Genomic DNA, 20,799 nt, shown 5'->3' with positions numbered 1-20,799 from the left:
GGCGAGCGCGGCAGGTCCCGGATCTGGCCGGGGAGTTGGGGTGTGCCGCGAGCTTCGGTGCCGAGTCAGAGCAGCTGGGCAGCTGCGGCGGCTCCAGTGGGGCGGCGCCCCGTCTCCTCCATCACGTGGGTGGATCGTACGGAACCCTGGCTGTCGCGAGGTCTGGCTCCTCGTCACCGTCCACGCCGAGCAGCCGCGCGGCCGACCGGACGGTCACGCCCTGCACCGTGGCCGACACCAGAACCACGAAGAAGACGACGTTGAAGATGAGCTCGCCGTCAGGGTGCCCGGCCACCGCCGGGAACGTCGCGAGCACGATCGGGACCGCACCGCGCAGGCCCACCCAGCTGACGAACGCCATCTCCCGCCACGAGTAGCCGAACCACAGCAGGCAGGCGGCGACCGCTGCCGGACGGGCCACGAGCACCAGCAGCACGGTGACGATGAGCGCGGCCCCCGCCACCGGGGGCAGGTGCGTCGGGAAGACGAGCATGCCCAGCAGGAGGAACAGCCCCACCTCGGCGGTGCTGGACAGGCCCTCGTGGAAGAACAGGATCCCGCGGCGGTAGACGGTGGCCCGCGCGCCGACGAGCAGGCCGGTGAGGTAGACGGCCAGGAAGCCGGAGCCGCCCAGCAGCGCGGCACCGCCGTAGGAGAGGCCCGCGACGCCGAGCGCCATGACGGGGTACACGCCGGCCGCCCCGAGCGTCTCCCGGGACAGCAGCCAGCTCCCGGCCAGCCCCGCGACCGCCCCGACGACCAGCCCGCCCACCACCTGCAGGACGGCGAACCCCACCCAGTCCACCGGTGTCGGCGCGCCCTGCCAGGTGGCGATGAGCCCGACGGTGAGCATGATGGCTACCGGGTCGTTGGCGCCGGACTCGACCTCCAGCAGCGAGGAGAGCCGGCGCGGTAGCGGCGTGCGACGCAGCAGCGAGAAGACCGCCGCCGCGTCGGTCGAGGCGACGACCGCGCCGATCAGCAGCGCCGTGGTGGGCTCGATGTCCAGCAGCAGCGCCGCGCCCCCACCGACGATGCCGGCGGTCAGGATGACGCCCACCGACGCCAGCAGCGCTGCGGGGGAGGCGACCCGGCGGACGTCGCTGATCCTGGTGGTCAGCCCGCCCTCGAAGAGGATCAGCAGCAGCCCGATGGTGCCGACGGTCTGCGCCAGCTGGGGGTCGTCGAGCCGGACGATGGCGAGGCCGTCGTCGGCCATGACCATGCCGATCGCGAGGAAGAGCAGCATGCCCGGGATCCGGACCCGGCCTGCGAACGCCGCGGCGAGGACCGCGCCGATCAGCAGCAGCGCGGCGGCGAACACCCAGGTGTCGGCGGGAAGCTGTACTGACATGCGGCCTCCCGTCTGAGGCGTGGCGCCGGTGTCCGGTCGTGGTGGCAGTCTACCGGCGGCCACCGCCGGCCCGGGCCGCTCCGTCGCCGGGGCTCGGCCTGGTCTGCGCTGGTCAGCCGCCCTCTCCGGCGGTCAGCCGGACGGCGTCGGCCACGACCTGGTCCAGGTCGTCGGTCCGGTCGTAGACCTCCCGCTGCCGGTGCGCGCCGCAGCCGTGCTCGAGCAGGTGCTCGACCCGGTCGCGCACGAAGTCCTCGTCCCCGGCCTCCCGCAGCGCCGGCGCCAGGTGCTGCAGCGTCGTCCGTAGCGCGTCGCGGGCCGGACGTGGCCTCAGCGTGCGGGGGTCCAGCAGGTTGCCGTTTAGTCCGTAGCGGCCGGCCTTCCAGGTGGCCAGCCGCAGCATGCTCGTCGGTACGGCTGGCGCCTCCTCGCCGTAGGCCCACTCCCGTGCCGCGGTCTCCACCATGGCCCGGCCCAGCGCGGCGACGAGGACCGCGTCCTGGGTCTGCAGGCAGACGTCGGCGCTGCGGATCTCCACGGTGGGGAAGCTGCTGGACAGCCGGGCGTCGAAGTAGACCATGTGCTCGTCCAGGAGCACGCCGGACTCGACCATGTCGTCGACCCGGCGCCGGTAGGTGTCGACGCTGCCGTACAGGTCGTAGGCGCCGGAGGCCGGCCAGCGCCCCATGACCTGGGAGCGGAAGCTGGCGTAGCCGCTGTCCTGCCCCTGCCAGAACGGGGAGTTGCCGCTGAGGGCCAGCAGCATCGGCAGCCACGGCCGGATCCGGTCCAGGACGGCCACCCCCTCCGCCGAAGACTCCACCTCCACGTGCACGTGCAGCCCGCAGCTCAGCTGCTCCCGCGCGGTGATCCCGTACATGTCCCGGATCACGCGGAAGCGCTCCTTGGGCATCGTGAGGGGTTCCACCCGGTGCGGTGAGGTCCCCACGGCGGCGACCCGGGCGCCGATCTCGCGAGCGGCCTGGATCACTCGGCCGCGGACGGCCTTCAGGTCGCCGTGCAGCTCGGACAGGTCCTTGCAGGGGTGGGTCTGGATCTCCACCTGCTGCTGCTGGAACTCCGACTCCACCCCCTCCTTCTCCGCCGGCTCCTCATCCTCCAGGGGGGTGGAGAACGGTCCCGCCGTGCCGGCCGGTCGGGCGGCGTGGTCGAGCACGCCTCCGGCCACCGGCAGCGCCCGGCCTGACTCGGGCCCGACCAGCAGCAGTTCCTCTTCCACACCAAGGGTTCTCACCGGTCCAGTCTCCCCGACGCCGGCCACGACCCCGGAGGCCGGGTCGTGGGACCGCCCTCGGCTGTGGCGCGCCATAAGGGATGCTGGGTGCCGTGCCTCTGCTGCTGACCTTCTCGCTCGTGCTGCTGGCTGCCGTCCTGGTGTCGGCGCTGGCCAAGCGGACCATCGTCTCGACGGCCGTGATCTTCCTGGTGGCCGGGTTCGTGGTGGGTGAGGGAATGCTCGGCTGGGTGCCGCTGAGCCCCGGTGACGAGGTGGTCTCCCTCGGCGCCCAGCTCGCGCTGTTCGCCGTGCTCTTCAGTGACGGCATGCGACTGGGCTGGCAGGACCTCCGCAGCGCCTGGCGGCTGCCCGGCCGCGCGCTCGGCCTCGGCCTGCCGCTGACCCTGCTCATCACGGCGCTGCTCGCGCACTACGTGGCCGGGCTGGCCTGGACCGAGTCCTTCCTGATCGGTGCGCTGCTGGCGCCCACTGACCCCGTCTTCGCCTCGGCCCTGGTGGGCAACGACAAGGTGCCCGGACGGCTGCGGCACCTGCTCAACGTCGAGTCCGGCGTCAACGACGGCCTGGCGCTTCCGCTGGTGCTGGTGCTGCTGGCCACCGCCGAGGGCTCGCAGGACCTCCACCTGGACGAGCTGGGGCTGGAGGTCCTGGTCGGGCTGGTGGTCGGGGTGGTCGTCCCGCTGCTGGCCATCAAGCTGGAGGGCCTGCGCGTCTTCTCGACCTCGGCGGCCTACGCCCCGCTGAACGGGCTGGCGATCGGCCTGCTGGTCTATGCCGTGACGGAGACCCTGCACGGCAACCTGTTCCTCGCTGCCTTCGCGGCGGGGGTCACGGTGGCCACGTTCGGGCAGGCGCAGCGGCAGTCCTTCGAGCACTTCGGGGAGCTGATCGCCGAGCTGCTCAAGCTGTTCGCGCTGCTCGTCTTCGGCGCCCTGATCTCCCCCTCCTTCCTGGCCGAGATCCCCTGGCCCGGCTGGGTGTTCGCGGTGCTCGTCCTCATCCTGGCGCGCCCGCTGGCGCTGGTGCCGAGCTTCCTCGGCACCGGGTTGAACCTGCGCGAGCAGGCGGCGGCCATGTGGTTCGGGCCCAAGGGCTTCGCCTCGGTCGTGTACGCGCTGATCGTGCTGAGCTCGGGGCTGAACGCCGCCGACGAGATTTTCCACCTGGCGGCGCTGACCATCGTGCTCTCGATCCTGGCCCATTCCTCGACCGACGTGGTCGTCGCCGACCGGTTCGACCAGCCGAGCGAGACCCCGCACTGGCACGACGGGGAGCCGGCGGCCACGCAGCAGCCGGGTCTGAGCGGACCAGACACCGGTCCGGACGCGGGGCCGGGACCGCCCACGGCCTCCCGGTGACGGCCGCCCACGCGCTCAGCTGCCGAGCTGCTCCATCAGCGAGTAGAGGTCGCGCTTGCCCTCGAAGCCGATGCCCGGCAGCTCCGGCATGGTGACGTAGCCGCCCTCGACCGCCACCCCGTCCGGGAAGCCGCCGAAGGGCTGGAACAGGTCCGGGTAGGACTCGTTGCCGCCCAGGCCCAGCCCAGCGGCGATGTTGAGCGACATCTGGTGCCCGCCGTGGGGGATGCAGCGCGCGGGCGACCAGCCGTGCTCGCCCAGCATGTCCAGGATCCGCAGGTACTCGACCAGCCCGTAGCTCAGTGCGCAGTCGAACTGGAGCCAGTCGCGGTCCGGGCGCAGCCCGCCGTAGCGGATCAGGTTGCGGGCGTCCTGGACCGAGAACAGGTTCTCGCCCGTCGCCAGCGGCGGCTGGTAAGCGTGGGCGACCTCGGCCTGCAGCGCGAAGTCCAGCGGGTCGCCGGGCTCCTCGTACCAGAACAGGTCGTAGCCGGCCAGCGCCTCGGCGTAGCGCAGTGCGGTCTCCCGGTCGAACCGGCCGTTGGCGTCGACCGCCAGCCGCTGGCCCGGCTCCAGCACGTCGAGCACGCTCTCGATGCGCCGCCGGTCGGTGTCCAGGTCGGCGCCGCCGATCTTCATCTTCACGACCGTGTAGCCGCGGTCGGTGTAGCCGCGCATCTCCTCCTGGAGGGCCGTCAGGTCCTTCCCGGGGTAGTAGTAGCCCCCGGCCGCGTAGACGAACACCTCCCGGTCGGGCTCGCCGGTGCCGTACCGGTCGGCGAGCAGCTGGAACAGCGGCTGCCCGGCGACCTTGGCCGTGGCGTCCCACACCGCCATGTCGATCGTGCCCACGGCCACCGAGCGCTCGCCGTGGCCGCCGGGCTTCTCGTTGGCCATCATGGCCCGCCACACGGCCGCAGGGTCCAGGTTGTCCCCGGTCTCGTCCAGCAGGTCGACCAGGTCGGCCTCGAGGACGCGGGGGATGAACCGCTCGCGCATCATGGCGCCCTGCCCGTAGCGGCCGTTGGAGTTGAACCCGTAGCCCACCACGGGCCTGCCGTCGCGGACCACGTCGGTCACCACCGCGACGAGGCTGAGCGTCATCCGGCTGAAGTCGATGTAGGCGTTGCGGATGGGGGAGCTGATCGGGAAGGTCTGCTCCCGGATGTCGAGGATCCTCACGTGCTGCCTCGGGTCCTTAGCTCGAGGCCATGTTGGCCTCGGCCTCGGCGATGAGCGCCTCCGCCGCCTCCTGCGGGGTCATCCGTCCGAACAGCACCTCCGAGGTGTACCGGGTGAACGGGAAGGCGTCCCCGCCCAGGCCGATCGGGGTCGGCGCGGTCGGCGGGCCCAGCTCGTCCTCGACCTGGGTGACGAAGTCCGTGGAGCGCTGGTCGGTGTCGGAGAGCTCGGAGGAGAACTGCTCACGCAACGCGTTGTTGGGGATCACGCCCCGCTCGGCGAGCAGGGTGCCCGCGGCCTCCTCGCTGTTGGCGAGGAAGTCGACGAAGTCAGCCGCCTCCTCGGGGTGCTCCGACCGGGCGGAGATGCTCCAGAACTGGGAGGCTCGGTACCACTGCTGAGCGCTCTCCGGGGTCCCGTCCGCGCTGGGGATCCGGAGCAGCCGAGCCTCCCGGCCGAGTGTCTCCTCCACCGCGGTGAGCTGGTTGGACCACCAGAAGCCCATCGCGGCACGGCCCGTGGGCAGGTCCCGCTGGGCGTTGTCGGCGGCGTTGTTCTCCTGCGCCAGGCTCGGCGTGGTCACCGCGCCCTCCTCGGTGGCGCGGAGCAGGAACTCGAAGAACCCGGCCGCGTCCTCGGCGGTGAAGCCGAGGCCGCCCTCCTGGGTGTAGAGCGAGGCGCCGTGCTGGCGCAGCCACATCTCCAGCAGCTCGGGGTCGCGGGTGGGCGACTCCGACCCGTAGACGCCGTCCTCGGTGCCCTCGGTGATGGCCGCGTTCAGCTCCACCCAGTCATCCCAGGTCCAGCTGGTGTCGTCCGGCAGCTGCTGGCCGGCCTCCTCGATGAGCGCGGGGTTGGCGATCACGACGGCCAGGTTGATGCCGTTGGTCAGCCCCCACAGCCCGCCGTCGAACTCGCCCGGCGCGATCACGCTGTCGTCGAACTCGGAGATGTCGATGTCGGTCTCGCGCAGGTCAGCGAGGGCTCCACGGCCGGCGTACTCCCGGATGTACTCCAGGTCCATCTGGATGATGTCCGGGGCGTCGTTGGCGGCGACCTGGGTGGCCAGCTTGTCCCAGTAGCCGTTGAAGTCGCCGTACTCGCCCTCGATCCGCACGCCGGGGTTCTGCTCCTCGTAGGCGTCGATCACGTCCTGCGTCAGCTGGTGCCGCACGTCCGAGCCCCACCACGAGAACCGGAGCACGACCTCGTCCTCCCCGGAGGCCCCGGCTCCGGAGGAGCCGCTGCACGCGGCGAGACCGAGCAGGCCGGCGGCGACCGCCACGTACCTGAAGGTCGACAACCTCGACGTCGCGCCCTTGCTGACTGCCATGACCGATCCCTCCGTTGGGTCTGCACCCGCGTTCCCGGGCCGCCGCCATGAAAACGATTTCTCAGCCGTGACGTCAAGGTAGCGGTCGGATGTTTGCCAAGCCTTTCCGTGGGCGGGGTTGAGTGCCTGCCCGTCGTTGACCCGCGCCATAACCGATCGCAAGCAGCTTTCGCCTGCGACACCGGCGGGACCAGCCACCCGCCGCAGTCCGCAGCCACCCGCCGCAGCCCCCGACGCCGCGAGCCGCTACTCGGGCGCCGTGTGCAGCCGGGCGGCCTGCTTGGTCAGGTGCACGCGCTCGGCCTCGCTGGTCGCCCGCTGCGCAGCCTGCCGGTAGCGGCGGGCCGCCTCCTCCCGGTTGTCGGCCCGCTCGTGCAGGTAGGCCGCGACCGCGTCGTGACGGGGGATGGACGGGTCCACCTCGGCGAGCGCGCGGAGTCCGGCCAGCGGCCCGTCGACCTCGCCGACGGCCACGGTACGGTTGAGCGCGACCACGGGGCTGTCGGTGAGGGCACGCAGCTCGTCGTACCACTCCAGGATCTGCGGCCAGTCGGTGTCCGCGGCGGTCGGAGCGTCACAGTGCAGCGCGGCGATGGCGGCCTGCGCCTGGTACTCACCGAGCCGGTCCCTCGTCAGGGCGCGCTGAAGGATGCTGACCCCCTCGGCGATGAGCGCGGTGTCCCAGCTGGTGCGGTCCTGCTCGGCCAGCGGGACCAGCTCCCCGGTGGCGGTCCAGCGGGCCGCACGGCGGGCGTGGTGCAGCAGCATCAGCGCCAGCAGGCCGGCGATCTCGGGGTCGTCCTCGGCCGCCGCCAGCTGCCGGGTGAGCCGGAGCGCCTCCAGGGCGAGGTCCACCTCGCCGGTGTAGCCCTCGTTGAACATCAGGTAGAGCACCCGAAGCACGGCGCGCACGTCACCGGGCTGGTCGAACCGCTGCCCGTCGACGGTGCGCTTGGCCCGGCTGATCCGTTGCGCCATGGTCGCCTCGGGGACCAGGTAGGCACGGGCGATCTGGGCGGTCGTCAGGCCGCCCACGGCGCGCAGCGTCAGCGCGATCGCCGACGCCGGGCTCAGCGCCGGGTGGCAGCACCGGGTCAGCAGCAGCAGGGTGTCGTCGGCCTGCTCGCTCGGGCCGGGCGGGGGCTGGCTGGCCACAAGGACCTCCCGCCGCTGGCGGGCCGCGTCCGCGCGCTGCTGGTCCAGCAGCTTGCGCCACGCCACCCGGATGAGCCAGCCCTGCGGGTCGTCCGGTCGTCGGTCCGGCCAGCGGCGGACGGCCTCGATCAGCGCCTCCTGGACGGCGTCCTCGGCCGCCGCGAAGGGGATGCCGCGACGGACGAGGACGCCGAGGACGCGCGGCCCCAGCTCCCGGAGGGGCTCGGTCATCCCTCGCTCTGGGCGGGCGGGGCCTGGGTCAGGAACGGGCGCACCTCGATCCACTCGTGGATGGGCCGGCCGCCGCGACCGGGCGCCGACGACAGGAACGCCGCCGCCTCGTGGGCCCGCTCCTCGGAGTCGACGTCGACCACCATCCAGCCGGCGATGAGGTCCTTGGACTCCGCAAATGGCCCGTCGGTCACCGGCGGCTTGCCCTCACCGTCGTACCGGACGAACGTGCCCTCGGGTGACAGCGCCTGGGCGTCGACGAACTCACCGTTCTGGCTGAGCACGTCGGCGACGTGGTTCATGAACGCGATGTGGGCGTCGACCTCCTCGGGCGTCCACTGGTCCATGGGCACGTCGGTGCCGGGCACCGGCTCCGGGCCGCCGCGGCGGTAGTGCTTCAGCAGCAGGTACTTGGCCATCGGACTTCTCCTTCTCTCCGTGACGGCCATTGTTGCCGTCCTCACCCCCAGGACGGAGCCACCGCAGCGTTCTCGACATCGCCTGGTCACCCTGTCTCACGGGAGGACGGTGATCGTGCCGGAGGTGGCCTCGGACATGGTGACGAAGTCGTAGAACTCGTGCTGGCCCACCGGCAGCTCGATGCGCTGGCCGGTGCGGGGTGGCACGACGACGTGCAGGTCCAGCGCGTCGATGTCGATGGAGCGCGGGTAGAGCAGGTCGTCATTCTGGAACACCACGGTGGCGGAGGCGCCGTCGGCGGACACCGTCAGCGACTGCGGGTCGACGCGGAGGCCGGTGCTCACCAGCACTGGCTCCCCGTCCACCGCGACGTCGCTGCTGCGGGTCGCGTAGAGGCTGAACGTCATGGCGGTGGCGAGCACGACCGCGACGACGCCGGCGAGGCCGAGCAGCCGCGGTGTCCTCGACTCCGGCCGCCGACCGGTCCGGGGGCTCAGCACGGCCACCGCGGCGGTGATGATGAGCAGTGAGCACACCAGGTCCAGCACGCTCACGGCGACGACGAGGCCCGCGCCGGGGCCCTCGAGCAGCAGCCCGAAGACCCAGCCGTGCAGGGTGACGTTGAGCAGCGCGGTGACGCCGAGCAGCACGGCGGCCGTCCGCGGCCGCCGGCCGGCGAGGATCGCGCCGGTGACGCAGAGCACGGCGAGGACGACCAGCGAGGGGCCGAGGAACCGACCGGCGAGCTGGTTGAGCACCGCGCCGAGGGCCAGCACGAGGGCGGCCCCGCGCAGCAGCCCAACCCAGCCGGGGGCTGAAGTCGTGGCGGCGGGGGAGAGGGCTGGATGTGGCGTCGAGGTGAGCACGGGTCCTCCTGGTGACGTGCAGCCCGGCGGGCTGCGGGACCGCCAGTGGACCCGGGGCGCCGACCCGGGGGACAGGGCCCGGTGTCCCGACCTGGCCGGGACATCCGCCCGTCACTCCGTGCCGAGCCCCGCCTCCCGGGCCCGCACCACGGCCTCGGCCCGGGTGGCGACGTGCAGCTTGGCGAAGACTGCCGAGACGTTGTTGCGCACCGTCTTCGGCGAGACCACCAGCCGCCGCGCGATGGCGGCGTTGTCCAGGCCCCGCGCCATCAGGTCGAGCACCTCGCGCTCGCGGGTGGTCAGCTCCGGGAACGGGTGCGGGCCCGGGCCCGCGTTGAGGAAGGCGGCGATCCGCCCGGCCACCGCCGGTCCGTAGAGGGCCTGGCCGGCGGCGACCCGGCGCACGGCCTCGACGATGTCCGGCCCGGGGGTGTCCTTGAGCAGGTACCCGAGGGCGCCGAGGCGAAGGGCGGCGTACACCGACTCGTCGGCGTCGCTCATCGTCAGCACGAGCACGGCGATGCCCGGGTGGTGGGCTCGCAGCCGGCGGGTCGCCTCGAGCCCGCCGATCCCCGGCATCTGCAGGTCCATGAGGACCACGTCAGGGGCCTGCGCCGCGCACAGCTCGACCGCTCCCTCGCCGGTGCCGGCCTCACCGATCACGGCGATGTCGTCGGCGCGACCCAGGACCGAGCGGAGCCCGTCGCGGAAGGTGGGATGGTCGTCGGCCATGACCACCCGGATCGGGCTGCTCACGGGGTGCTCACCGGCAGGACCGCCCTCACCACGGTGCCGTGCGGCTCCCGGTCGGTCACCTGGAACCGACCCCCGAGTGCCTCGGCGCGTGCGGCCATCCCGCCGAGCCCGAGCCCGTCCTGACGGGCGTCCGCGCCGCCGACTCCGTCGTCGAGCACCTCCACCCGCAGTCCCGCCGGCTCGGTGCCGAGCCGGATGTCGATGTGCCCGGCGCCGGAGTGACGGACCGCGTTGCCGACCGCCTCGACCACGATCCGGTAGGCCGCCACGGTCACCGGCGCGGGCAACGGCGGCAGCTCCTCGGTCTCCACCCGCGTCGTCACCGGCCCGGCCTGCTCGGCCACGGCCCGGACCGCCCCGGCCAGCCCGAGCTGGTCCACGGCCAGCGGGCCCAGACCGTCGATGATGCGCCGCAGCTCGACCACCGAGTCCCGCAGCCCCCGGCTGACCGCGGCCAGCTCCTCGCGGACCGGCTCACCGTCCCGGGCCGCGATGGCCTCGCCGGCGGCGATGCCGTCCACCCGCAGGCCGAGGCCGGCCAGGTGCGGGGCCACGCCGTCGTGCAGGTCCTGGCGTACCCGTGCCCGCTCCTCGTCCCGGGCCAGCACGAACTGCCGGTGGGCCGCCTCCTGCCGGTCCCGGTAGGCACGCAGCTGGTGCTCGACGCCGAACGCCACCGGCATGGCGGACGCGCCGGCGGCCGTCCACACGTCGTTCCAGGGGTAGGGCAGGCCACCCGCCGTGAGCGCCGCCACCACGAACGACGCCGCGCCCACCAGCGCGGCCCCCGTCCGCGGGTCGCGCTCCCGCCACCACGCCCAGCCGAGCAGCACGACGGTCATCGGCGCCAGCACCAGCATCACCAGCGCCGGCAGCCCGGCGGCCACCTGCAGCCAGCCGGCCCACTGCTGCACGCCCAGGGGGTTCGCGACGGTCACCGCCTCGTTCACCGGGCCCGGTGCCACGGCAGCCAGCACCGCCACGGCCGCGGTCACCACCGCGGTCGCGGCCAGCAGCCAGCGGGACACCCGTCCTCCGGTCCCCATGCCGGGCCGGGCGTAGAGCAGCGGCAGCACCGTGGGCAGCAGCAGGTACGGCGCCCACGTCCAGGTCGCCTGCCACGCCGCTACCTGCCCGGCCGCACCGACCGCCCCGTCCGCGGCGTCGTAGGTCACCCACGACACCGACAGCCCGGTGAGCGCCAGCAGCCCCGCGCCGATCATTAGTGCCGCCGCCGCGGGGGCCCGCGACTGGCCGAGCAGCCACGCGCCGACGGCCGGGTAGAGCAGCCCCACCCAGGCGTCGGCCAGGTAGAGCTGCACCGGCTGGGCGGTGAGCGCGGCCGCCTGGGCGTGGATGACCAGGGCCGCCACGCTCAACGCGGCCGCGCCCAGGGCGATCGCCCAGGCGAGCGGCACGGTGAGACGGCGCGGTGGCACGCTGTCATCCTGCCCCGGCCGGTGGCACCTCGGATAGGTCCTCCGGCCCACGGCCCACTCCCACCGCGGGCGTGCCCGGCGCGGCAGCTGAGCAGCGTCGTAGTGTCTGGCGTCATGAGCGACGCCGTCCGGAGCAGCCAGTCGAGCCTCGTCGGCACCGCCGCCTTGGAGGCCGACCTCGTCGACCGGCTCGGTCCCGCCGGGGTGAGCAGCCGGGCGCTAGACCGGTACGCGCTGGCCCACGACGCCTCCCACTACCTGCTGATCCCGCAGCTGGTCGCCCGGCCCGCCGACGCCGGCCAGGTCGCGGCCGTGATGGCCGCCTGCGACCGCGCCGGGACGCCGCTGACCTTCCGGTCGGGAGGGACCAGCCTGTCCGGCCAGGCGGTGACCGACGCCCTGCTCGTCGACACCCGCCGCGGGTTCCGGGGCGTCGAGGTGCTCGACGACGGCGCGCGGGTGCGGGTGCAGCCCGGGACCACGGTCGCGGCGGTCAACGCGAGGCTGCGCCGCTACGGCACCAAGCTCGGGCCGGACCCGGCCAGCGAGTCCGCCTGCACCGTCGGCGGCGTCGTGGCCAACAACTCCTCGGGCATGCACTGCGGCACCCGGTTCAACACCTACTCGACGCTGGAGTCGATGGTGCTGGTGCTGCCCTCTGGCACCGTCCTCGACTCGGCCGCTCCCGACGCCGACGCACGGCTGCGGGCGCTGGAGCCGCAGCTGCACGCCGGCCTGCTGCGGCTGCGGGACCGGGTGCGCGGCGACGCCGAGTCGGTGGCCACCATCCGCCGGCTGTTCGCGCTGAAGAACACCATGGGCTACGGCGTGAACGCCTACCTGGACTTCGACGACCCGGTCGACATCCTGGTGCACCTGATGATCGGCAGCGAGGGGACGCTGGGCTTCGTCGCCTCGGCGACCTTCCGGACCGTGCCGGTGCACCCGCAGGTGGCCACCGGGCTGCTGGTCTTCGACGACGTCGGCCGGGCCACCGCCTCGGTGCCCCAGCTGGTCGGCGCGGGCACGGCCACCGCCGAGCTGCTGGACGCGGCGTCGCTGCGGGTCTCGGGCCAGGACCCGCTGAGCCCGGCGGTGATCCGGGACCTGCAGGTGGTCGACCACGCCGCGGTGCTGGTGGAGTGGCAGGCCGACACCGCCGAGGAGCTGGACCAGGCGGTCCGCGCCGCGGGCGCCGAGCTGGCCGACCTGCCGGTGAGCGCGCCGTACCGGCTCACCAGCGACGCCGCCGAGCGGGCGGCGCTGTGGCGGGTGCGCAAGGGCCTCTACAGCGCGGTGGCCGGGGCCCGCCCACAGGGCACCAACGCGCTGCTCGAGGACGTGGTCGTCTCCGTCGAGGAGCTGGGGGAGACCTGCCGGGAGCTGACCGAGCTGTTCGCGCGGCACCGCTACGACGAGTCGGTCATCTTCGGCCACGCCCGCGACGGCAACCTGCACTTCATGCTCAACGAGCGGTTCGAGGAGCCAGCGGCGATGCGCCGCTACGAGGCGTTCACCGAGGACATGGTCGACCTGGTGCTCGGGCGGGGCGGGTCGCTGAAGGCCGAGCACGGCACCGGCCGGATCATGGCGCCGTTCGTGCGGCGGCAGTACGGCGACGAGCTGTACGAGGTCATGTGGGAGACCAAGCGGCTCATCGACCCGCGCGGGCTGCTCAACCCCGACTCGGTGCTGTCGGACGACCCGGGCTCCTACCTGCGGCACCTCAAGACCACGCCCGAGGTGGAGGAGGAGGTCGACCGGTGCGTGGAGTGCGGCTACTGCGAGCCGGTGTGCCCCTCCCGCGACCTCACCACCACACCGCGGCAGCGGATCGTCGCCCGGCGGGAGATGCGGGCGGCGCGGCTGCGCGGCGACACCGCGCTGGCCGAGGAGCTGGAGGAGCAGTACGAGTACGCCGGCACCGACACCTGCGCGGTCGACGGGATGTGCGGGATCGCCTGCCCGGTCAACATCGACACCGGTGACCTCACCCGCCGGCTGCGGGGCGAGCAGTCCGGGCGGCTGGAGGAGGCCGGGTGGCGGGCGGCTGCGTCGGTATGGCGCGCGGTCCCGCTGGCGGCCTCGGCCGGGCTGACCGTGGCCAAGGCACTGCCCGGGCGGCTGCCGGAGGCGGCCACCGAGGCGGGCCGGAAGGTGGTCGACCACGAGCACCTGCCGCAGTACGACCGGCGGCTGCCCGCTGGCGGGCGGCGCCGGGTGCTGCTGGAGTCCGAGGCACCGGCGGCGGTGCACTTCGCCGCCTGTGTGGGCGCTATGTTCGGCCCGGAGGAGGAGACTGCCAGCGAGGGCGCAGGGTCGGCTCTGCCGACGCTGGCACAGCGCGCCGGGGTGACGCTTCGGAGTCCGGAGGGCATCGGGAGCCTGTGCTGCGGCACGCCGTGGAAGTCCAAGGGGCACCGGAGCGGGTACCAGGCGATGGCGGCACGGGTGCTGCCGGCGCTGTGGGAGGCCACCGAGCGCGGCCAGCTGCCGGTGGTGTGCGAGGCCTCTTCCTGCGCCGAGGGGCTGGCCGAGATGGCCCGGGCGTCGGAGGAGTACGCCCAGCTGCGGGTGGTCGACGCGGTGCGGTGGGTCGCCGAGGAGCTGCTGGAGCGGCTGCCGGTGTCACGCCCGGTCGAGTCGGTGGTGGTGCACCCGACCTGCTCCACCCAGCACCTGGGCTCGACGGACGCCCTGGTCGCCGTGGCGCGACACGTCAGCGAGGACGTGGTGGTGCCGACGCAGTGGGGCTGCTGCGGGTTCGCCGGCGACCGCGGCCTGCTGCACCCGGAGCTGACCGCCGCCGCTACGGGGCCTGAGGCGGCGGAGGTGGCCGAGCGCGAGTACGCCGCCTACGTCTCCAGCAACCGCACCTGCGAGCTGGGCATGACCCGCGCCACCGGCCGGTCCTACCAGCACGTGCTGGAGGTGCTCGCCGCGGCGACCGTCCCGTAGTCGCTGCCCGAGCGGCCCGGTTGAGTGGCCGCCTAGGTGGGTTCTCGGTCTGTCGGCCTCGGATACCTTCAACGGCACTGGGTTGCGAACAAGGGAGGGGCGGGATGCGCCAGCAAGGCAGAGTGCAGGACTGGAACGATGCCCGCGGCTTCGGTTTCATCGCGCCGGAGGGCGGGGGGCAGCGCATCTTCGTCCACATCAGCGCGTTCCCGCGCGGACAACGGCCCGTCACCGACGAGCGCGTGAGCTACGTGCAGAGCCGGGACGGTCGGAGCCGGCCGCGGGCGAGCGAGGTCCGCTACGTGGGCGTCAGGCAAGCGCGGCCTCGGACCGGGAGGGGGCTGGGCGCCGTGGCCAGCGCGGCGACCTTCTTTCTCGGCCTCGTGGCAGCGCTCGTGGTGCTGGGCTTCGTGCCTACCGTGTTCCTCGCGGCCTACCTCGTCCTCAGCGCGGCCTCATTCGGGCTCTACCGGGCCGACAAGGCCGCCGCCCGACGCGGCCAGCGGCGGGTACCGGAGTCCACCCTCCATGCCCTAGACCTGCTGGGCGGCTGGCCGGGTGGGCTGGTCGCGCGGCATGCCTTCCGCCATAAGACGACCAAGCAGCCTTTCCGGACCGTCTTCTGGGTGACAGTACTGGCCAACTGCGCCGCCTTTACGTGGTTGATGCTCGGACTTCCCGTGACGCCGAGTTGAGCCTCGCGACTGTCCGTGTGCCGACGCCGCTAGGGGCGCTGGACACGGCGCATCCGAACATGTCGCATCTGGCACCGACCGCGATGCTCTGCCTCCCCAGCACGGTGCCATCAGGCACGACCAGCACGTGGAGAGCGTAAGCACGCCGCCAACGCGCTCCTGCATGCCGTGCTCAGATTCCGTCGCGCCTGAGGCTGTCCTCCCCGCTTGAGCCGAGACTGGCCGCCGAGGGCGTGAATCGCCCCGGGTCTAGTGGAGGCTCTCAACCGATGGAGGATGAGAGTCATGGCAGCACCCAGGAAGTACCCTGACGAGCTGCGTGAGCGGGCCACCCGGATGTCGGTCGAGCTGCGGCAGGACTTGCGACCAAGGTGGGCGCGATCGCGCGTGTGGCCGAGCAGCTCGGCATCCATCGCGAGACCCCGCGGTACTGGTCTGGTCCGGCAGGCCGAGATCGATGGCGGTGTTCGTGCGGGCACCACGACCACCGAGGCCGAGCGGATCGCCCAGCTCGAGCAGGAGAACCGCGAGTTGCGACGAGCCAACCACATCCTGCAGACGGACTCGGCTTTCTTCGCGGCGGAGCTCGACTGCCCCACCAGCAGGTAGTGGTCTATGTCGACGCCCATCGCCACGACGTGGTCGATGGGCGCGAGGTCGGGGTCGAGCCCGATCTGCGCCGTGCTGAAGAAGGCCGGCCGTGGTCGACTTCCTGGCCTTCGACAGCTGGTTAGAAGTAGGTGTCGATGCCTCCGACGACGACGTTCTCCTCGTCCACGACGGGCATGTAGCGCCACTTGTCGAAGGTCGTGCACGGGTGGGAGACGCCACAGCCCAGCCAGCTCCCGACCGGCAGCTCCCGGGAGTCGGGGAGGCGCACGAACGCGTGCTGGTCGTTGAGGGCGGTGACGGTGAGGTCGGCAGCTGGCTGGGGGTCGGAGCCGTCGGCGGAGCGGGTCTCCACAGGGACTGGGAGGTCCTGGTCGTAGGGGGCGTCGCGCCGTCCGAAGTCGACGACGGCCAGCCCGGGCTCGGGCCGGGACAGCACCCGTCCCCAGAGCCGCAGGGCTGGCTGGAACCGGTACTGCGAGCCTGGCTGCTCGAAGGGTGAGACTCGCTGGTAGATGCCCTCGTCGTGGGAGACGTAGGCGCCGCTACGGAGCAGCACCTGCGCCGACCTGTCCCCGATCGTCGCGCCGGCGAGGGCCTCCACCACGGCGTCGTAGAACATGCTGCCGCCGGCGCTCAGCAGCGGCGCGCGCTCCTGGCTGAGCAGTCCGGCCGCCTCCAGCTGTTCGGCGAGCTCGCGGAGGTCGGCGCAGTAGCTGCGCATCGCCGTCAGGGTGGCGGGGGAGCGGTCGGCACCGATCGCACCCTCGTACCCGGCCAGGCCGATCAGCCGCAGCCGGGAGGAGCTGTCGGCGGCCCCGGCGACCGCCAGCGCCTCGGCGATCGTCCGGCACCCGGTGCGCCCGCCCGGCACACCGAGCTCGACGACCACGTCCATCGGCAGGCCGTCCGCGGCGGAGTCGGCCAGCTCCCGGTCCAGCAGCTCGACCCCGGCGACCGAGTCGACGTAGCAGACGAACTCGAAACTGCGGTCGGCGGCGAGCTCAGCCGCGATGTAGCGGATGGCCGCAGGATCAACCAGGGCGTTCCCCAGGAAGATCCGCGAGACCCCGAACTGCCGGTAGGTGCGCACGTGCGCCCCGGTCGCGGCGGTGATGCCCCAGCACCCGGCGTCCAGCTGGGCCCGGAACAGCTGGGGTGACATCGTCGTCTTGCCGTGCGGCGCCAGGGCGACCCCGTGGTCCCGGCAGTACTGGGCCATGGTGTCGATGTTGTGCCGCAGCGCGCTCCCGCGCAGCGCCATGACGGGGGAGGGGACGGCGCCCCCCAGCAGGGGCGTCCCTGCGGGAGGCGCGGTCCGCGTCGACACGGTCGCGGGGCCCCACGGTGTCTCCGTCAGCTCAGCCATCTGGATCGCCTCGACGATGCCCGGCGGGAGGTCAGGTCCGGACCGCGACGGCGTCGACCTCGACCAGGATGTTGGCCAGGGTGCTGCCCACCGTCGTCCGCACCGGGTAGGGCTCGCGGAAGTGCTCCTGGTAGACCCGGTTGTACTCCGCGAAGTCCCGGTCCAGGCGCTCCAGGTGCACGGTGGTCTTCACGACGTCGTCGAGGGTCAGCCCCACGGCGTCCAGCGCCTTGGCCAGGTTGCTCAGCACCTGCTCGGTCTGCGCGGCGATGCCCTCGGGCACCGCGCCGGTCTCCGGGTCCTGGGGCCCGAAGCCGGCGGTGTACACGACGCCCGCGGCCTCGACCACGTGGCTGTAGGGGCCTGCGGGCGCGGGCAGGTCCGGAGCGGTGAGCGCCTTCTTGGGCATGGTTCCTCCTGGAGGGTGTGCGTGCTGCCATGGTCGGTCGCTGCCGCGGGGTGCGGTCAGCATGGGTGGTCCCGTCGACGCACCTGGGTGACGATCTCGTACCGGTCCGCCCGGTAGTGAGAGTCCGCACGGTACAGCGGCGAGCCGTTGACGTCCTGGAAAGTGTGCCTGACGCGCAGCGCGGGGGAGCCCTGGGGCAGGCCGAACAAGCGCGCGACGGCCGCGGAGATGGCCACCGCGGCGGTGCGGCGGGTGGCGGAGACGGGGCCCCTGCCGATGCTGCGAAGGGCATCGTGCAGGGACGTCTCGTACGCCCGCGCCGACAGGGACGAGGCAAGGGTGAGGGGAATGTGGACGGTCTCGTGGCAGATCGGCTCGTCACCGGCGAAGCGCAGCCGCTCCACCCGCACCACCCGCGTGCGGGGCGGGGCGAGCAGCTCGGCGGCGAGGTCCCCGGGGATGTCCATCTCCTCCAGCGCGACCAGGCGGGTCACCGGCGACACCCCCCGCGCGACCATGTCCTCGGTGAAGGAGGTGAGGGCCTGGTCCTTGGCGACCACCAGGTCCTGGACGAAGGTCCCGCGTCCGCGGATGCGGACGACCTGCATCTGCTCGGCCAGCAGCTGCAGCGCCTGGCGGACGGTCATCCTGCTCACACCGAACTCCTCGGCGAGCTCCTTCTCGTTGGGCAGGCGGGTGCCCGCGGGAAGGGACTGGTACCGCTCACGGAGGTCCGCGGCGATCGCCGCGTACTTGGGGACCGACCCAGCGTTCACGACGCGGGCTGCCCCGTGTACTCCGTGGCGAGCGCCTCGTACAGGTCCACCGCCTGGTACAGCTGGCTGACACCCACCTTCTCGTTCGGTCCGTGCGCGACGCTCAGCCAGCCGGGGCCCAGGCTGGTCACCGTGGGGATCCCCGCGTCGGCCATGAAGTAGGTGGCGTCCGTGCCACCGGGATAGGCGCCGACGCCCAGCTCGTGGCCCAGCACCGTGGCGGCGGCACGCTGGCTGGCGGCCACCACCGGCTCGACGGGGTCAAGACCCACGGCCGGCATCCAGCCCAGCGAGCCGGACCGGTAGCGGACCTCCGCCCGGGCGCCCTCACCGAGGGTGTGGTCGACCAGCTGCTGGATCTCTGCCCGGACCACCTCGCGGTCCATGCCGGGCACCAGCCGCAGCTCCACTCCCACCGTGCAGTGCCCCGGCCAGGTCCCGAAGGCCACTCCTCCGTCGATCAGCATGCCCGGGTTGACGGTGACCTCGCAGGGCACGTCGCCGGGCTCGGACACGGTCGGGCGGAAGGACTCGAAGGCCCGCAGCAGGTCCGCGCCGACGAGCACGGCGTTCCGGCCGAGGGTGGAGGACAGGCCGCTGTGGCCCTGGGCGGTCCAGACGTCGATCTCGAAGCAGCAGATGCCCCGGGAGACCAGGTGCAGCGCCTCCCAGGGCAGGCTCACCCCGCTCGGCTCGCCGATGACGATCGCGTCGACCGGCGGCAGGCCCGCCTCGGCGAGGACGCGCGCGCCCGCTCCGGAGCCCTGCTCCTCGTCGGCGGTGAGGATGAGGGAGAGGCTTCCGGACGAGGGGTGTGCGGCGAACCGTTGCAGGGCCAGCAACATCGCCGCTACCCCGCCCTTCATGTCCGAGGAGCCCAGGCCGAACGCCTCGTCACCGACCACCGTGAGTACGAAGGGGTCCGTGTGCCACTCGGCACGGGCGTCACCGACCGGCTTGGTGTCCAGGTGGCCCGAGAGTCCGAGGTGTGGCCCCGGGCCGCCCTCGACCGTGACTATCAGGTTGGGCCGGTTCTCCACCGCCTCGACCACGCGGCAGGGAAGGCCCAGGCCCTCGCACAGTTCGCGCAGGTAGCCGACGATCTCCTTCTCACCCACCCCAGGGTTCTGGGAGTCGATCGCCACCAGGGCGCGGGTGAGCTCAAGCACGTCCACGATCCGACTCCCTTGATTGCGGTGCATCCCCGGGCACGGTGTCTAGACAAGACGCTAGCCAGCGTCGAGGCCTGCTCGCAAGACCCCGTAACGCGCGCGATCCCACGACTGTTGGGTTCAGCAACACCTGACGCGCTAGTGGCCTGCGGTGATACCTCGGGTCGATTCCGCACACCGTTGAGTTCAGCCTTCTACGCTCCCGGTAGATGCGTGGCCGGCGATGCAGAAAAGTCGGGTCAATGCATTGACCAGGACTAGACCTTGTGTTTGTCTCTGGACACGGTGTTCCGTTCGCGGCTCGCACAGGCTGCGACCAACTGACGTTGCCTACGGAGGAACCATGTCTCACCTCAGCAGCCGCAGGGTCACCCGCATTCTCGGCGTTGCCGGCCTCTCGTCCACCCTGATGGCCGTTGCCGCCTGCGGTGGCGGCTCCGGCGACGGGGCGGGCAGCACCGACGGCGGCGGTGGTGAGGAGTACAGCTGGCGGTTGGGGTTCAACACCAACGAGGGGTCGGTGCGGCACATCGCCGCCGAGCGGTTCAAGGAGGTCGTCGAGGAGGAGAGCGACGGCCAGATCACCGTGGAGATCTTCCCCGCGGAGGCCCTCGGCAGTGAGCAGGAGATGCTGAACGGCATCAAGACCGGCAGCCTGGACCTGCAGATGGCCGGCGGCGGCAGCATGCAGAACATCGTGCCCGAGTACGCCACGCTCGCGCTGCCGTTCATGGTGGAGACGTTCGACGAGGCCTACGCGGTCCTCGACGGCCCGATCGGCGACGAATGGAAGGCCCTCGCCGAGGAGCAGGGGTACAAGGTGCTCTCCCACCACGACCTCGGGTTCGCCCAGGTGACCAACAACGTGCGCCCGATCACGACCCCGGAGGACTTCCAGGGGGTCACGATGCGCAGCCCCGAGGAGCCCACGTCCGTGGCGACCTTCGAGGCTCTCGGCGCCAGCGTCAGCACGATGCCGTTCACCGAGGTCTACCCGGCCCTGCAGCAGGGCGTTGTGGACGGACAGTTCAACCCTCTGGACGCGATCTACGAGACCAAGTTCCACGAGGTGCAGGACTACCTGACCTTGATGAATGTCTTCTACTACCACGTCAACTTCATCATGAATCCGGAGCTGTGGGACAGCCTGAGCCCCGAGCTGCAGGAGGCTGTGCAGACGGCGGCGGACGAGGCGCAGAAGGCCAGCCGGGAGACCACGCAGGCCAACGAGGAGGAGATGCTGACCACCCTCGAGGGCGAGTTCGAGGAGATCACCACCGACCCCGACCTCGATGCCTTCCGCCAGGCGGTCGAGCCCGCCTTCGCGGAGTTCGAGCAGCTCATCCCGCCGGAGACCATCCAGAAGACGCGTGACTTCATCGAGGAGTACCGGGCCGAGAACAGCTGAGCCAGCGACCGCCTGCACGCGCCCCACTGGGTCATCTGAGGAGAAGCAGGA

Annotated in this window: 17 protein-coding genes and 1 pseudogene; 5 read left to right on the top strand and 13 right to left on the bottom strand. The window is 72.4% G+C overall.

Going from position 1 to position 20,799, the window contains the following annotated elements:
- Positions 1-121 precede the first annotated feature (121 nt).
- The gene (locus tag GFJ45_RS03070; RefSeq protein ID WP_153394029.1) at positions 122-1,354 is read right to left on the bottom strand and encodes a potassium/proton antiporter; all 1,233 of its coding nucleotides are present in this window, start codon (positions 1,352-1,354) and stop codon (positions 122-124) included.
- Between the two features lie 112 nt (positions 1,355-1,466).
- Complete coding sequence (locus GFJ45_RS03065; protein ID WP_228386400.1) at positions 1,467-2,609, bottom strand: carboxylate-amine ligase; 1,143 nt, start codon at positions 2,607-2,609, stop codon at positions 1,467-1,469.
- A 92-nt stretch (positions 2,610-2,701) separates the two neighbouring features.
- On the opposite strand from GFJ45_RS03065, the gene GFJ45_RS03060 reads away from it, so the two are divergent.
- Positions 2,702-3,970 carry a cation:proton antiporter gene (locus GFJ45_RS03060; protein ID WP_153394025.1) on the top strand — a complete coding sequence of 423 codons (1,269 nt, stop codon included), beginning with the start codon at positions 2,702-2,704 and terminating at the stop codon, positions 3,968-3,970.
- Positions 3,971-3,985: 15 nt separating this feature from the next.
- Here GFJ45_RS03060 and GFJ45_RS03055 read toward each other — a convergent pair whose 3' ends face one another.
- The 7 genes from GFJ45_RS03055 to GFJ45_RS03025 all read right to left on the bottom strand — a co-directional run bounded on the left by GFJ45_RS03055 (position 3,986) and on the right by GFJ45_RS03025 (position 11,352).
- Positions 3,986-5,152, bottom strand: coding sequence for a mandelate racemase/muconate lactonizing enzyme family protein (locus GFJ45_RS03055; protein WP_153394023.1), 1,167 nt, complete (start codon positions 5,150-5,152; stop codon positions 3,986-3,988).
- Between the two features lie 16 nt (positions 5,153-5,168).
- Positions 5,169-6,485, bottom strand: a complete 1,317-nt coding sequence (locus GFJ45_RS03050; protein ID WP_153394021.1) for an ABC transporter substrate-binding protein — start codon at positions 6,483-6,485, stop codon at positions 5,169-5,171.
- A 246-nt stretch (positions 6,486-6,731) separates the two neighbouring features.
- Positions 6,732-7,871, bottom strand: coding sequence for an RNA polymerase sigma factor (locus GFJ45_RS03045; RefSeq protein ID WP_153394019.1), 1,140 nt, complete (start codon positions 7,869-7,871; stop codon positions 6,732-6,734).
- A complete protein-coding gene (locus tag GFJ45_RS03040; RefSeq protein ID WP_153394017.1) occupies positions 7,868-8,290 on the bottom strand; it encodes a YciI family protein in 423 nt (140 codons plus the stop codon). Before GFJ45_RS03040 ends, GFJ45_RS03045 begins: the two co-directional genes overlap by 4 nt.
- Positions 8,291-8,386: 96 nt before the next feature.
- Positions 8,387-9,157, bottom strand: a complete 771-nt coding sequence (locus GFJ45_RS03035) for a hypothetical protein (protein ID WP_153394015.1) — start codon at positions 9,155-9,157, stop codon at positions 8,387-8,389.
- A 111-nt stretch (positions 9,158-9,268) separates the two neighbouring features.
- Complete coding sequence (locus GFJ45_RS03030; RefSeq protein WP_228386399.1) at positions 9,269-9,913, bottom strand: response regulator; 645 nt, start codon at positions 9,911-9,913, stop codon at positions 9,269-9,271.
- The gene (locus GFJ45_RS03025) at positions 9,910-11,352 is read right to left on the bottom strand and encodes a sensor histidine kinase (RefSeq protein WP_153394013.1); all 1,443 of its coding nucleotides are present in this window, start codon (positions 11,350-11,352) and stop codon (positions 9,910-9,912) included. Before GFJ45_RS03025 ends, GFJ45_RS03030 begins: the two co-directional genes overlap by 4 nt.
- A gap of 114 nt (positions 11,353-11,466) precedes the next feature.
- Between GFJ45_RS03025 and GFJ45_RS03020 the strand changes: the two genes are divergently transcribed.
- From GFJ45_RS03020 to GFJ45_RS16655, 3 genes and pseudogenes are all read left to right on the top strand, one after another.
- Positions 11,467-14,310, top strand: coding sequence for an FAD-binding and (Fe-S)-binding domain-containing protein (locus GFJ45_RS03020; RefSeq protein ID WP_153394011.1), 2,844 nt, complete (start codon positions 11,467-11,469; stop codon positions 14,308-14,310).
- A 104-nt stretch (positions 14,311-14,414) separates the two neighbouring features.
- Positions 14,415-15,005: a DUF1294 domain-containing protein gene (locus tag GFJ45_RS03015; RefSeq protein ID WP_153394009.1), complete on the top strand. Its 591-nt coding sequence runs from the start codon at positions 14,415-14,417 to the stop codon at positions 15,003-15,005.
- Positions 15,006-15,437: 432 nt separating this feature from the next.
- A pseudogene (locus GFJ45_RS16655) lies at positions 15,438-15,602 on the top strand (IS3 family transposase); the annotation flags it as partial.
- A gap of 133 nt (positions 15,603-15,735) precedes the next feature.
- Here the strand turns inward: GFJ45_RS16655 and GFJ45_RS03005 are convergent.
- Genes GFJ45_RS03005 through GFJ45_RS02990 form a run of 4 tightly spaced genes read right to left on the bottom strand, consistent with a single transcriptional unit; the run spans position 15,736 to position 19,343 of the window.
- On the bottom strand, positions 15,736-16,983 hold the full coding sequence (locus GFJ45_RS03005; RefSeq protein WP_153394005.1) for an amino acid deaminase: 1,248 nt from the start codon (positions 16,981-16,983) through the stop codon (positions 15,736-15,738).
- Between the two features lie 31 nt (positions 16,984-17,014).
- Positions 17,015-17,392: a RidA family protein gene (locus GFJ45_RS03000; RefSeq protein ID WP_153394003.1), complete on the bottom strand. Its 378-nt coding sequence runs from the start codon at positions 17,390-17,392 to the stop codon at positions 17,015-17,017.
- Positions 17,393-17,448: 56 nt separating this feature from the next.
- Positions 17,449-18,168, bottom strand: coding sequence for a GntR family transcriptional regulator (locus tag GFJ45_RS02995; RefSeq protein WP_153394001.1), 720 nt, complete (start codon positions 18,166-18,168; stop codon positions 17,449-17,451).
- Positions 18,165-19,343, bottom strand: coding sequence for a M20 family metallopeptidase (locus GFJ45_RS02990; RefSeq protein ID WP_194288485.1), 1,179 nt, complete (start codon positions 19,341-19,343; stop codon positions 18,165-18,167). The genes GFJ45_RS02995 and GFJ45_RS02990 overlap by 4 nt, the downstream gene beginning before the upstream one ends.
- 340 nt (positions 19,344-19,683) lie before the next feature.
- On the opposite strand from GFJ45_RS02990, the gene GFJ45_RS02985 reads away from it, so the two are divergent.
- Positions 19,684-20,748, top strand: a complete 1,065-nt coding sequence (locus GFJ45_RS02985) for a TRAP transporter substrate-binding protein (RefSeq protein WP_153393998.1) — start codon at positions 19,684-19,686, stop codon at positions 20,746-20,748.
- Positions 20,749-20,799: the final 51 nt, after the last annotated feature.

This window comes from Ornithinicoccus halotolerans (assembly GCF_009602535.1).
GTDB classification, from domain to species: Bacteria; Actinomycetota; Actinomycetes; order Actinomycetales; family Dermatophilaceae; genus Ornithinicoccus; species Ornithinicoccus halotolerans.
The sequence above is the reverse complement of the archived record's forward strand: the minus strand, read 5'-3'. Positions and strand labels throughout refer to the sequence as shown.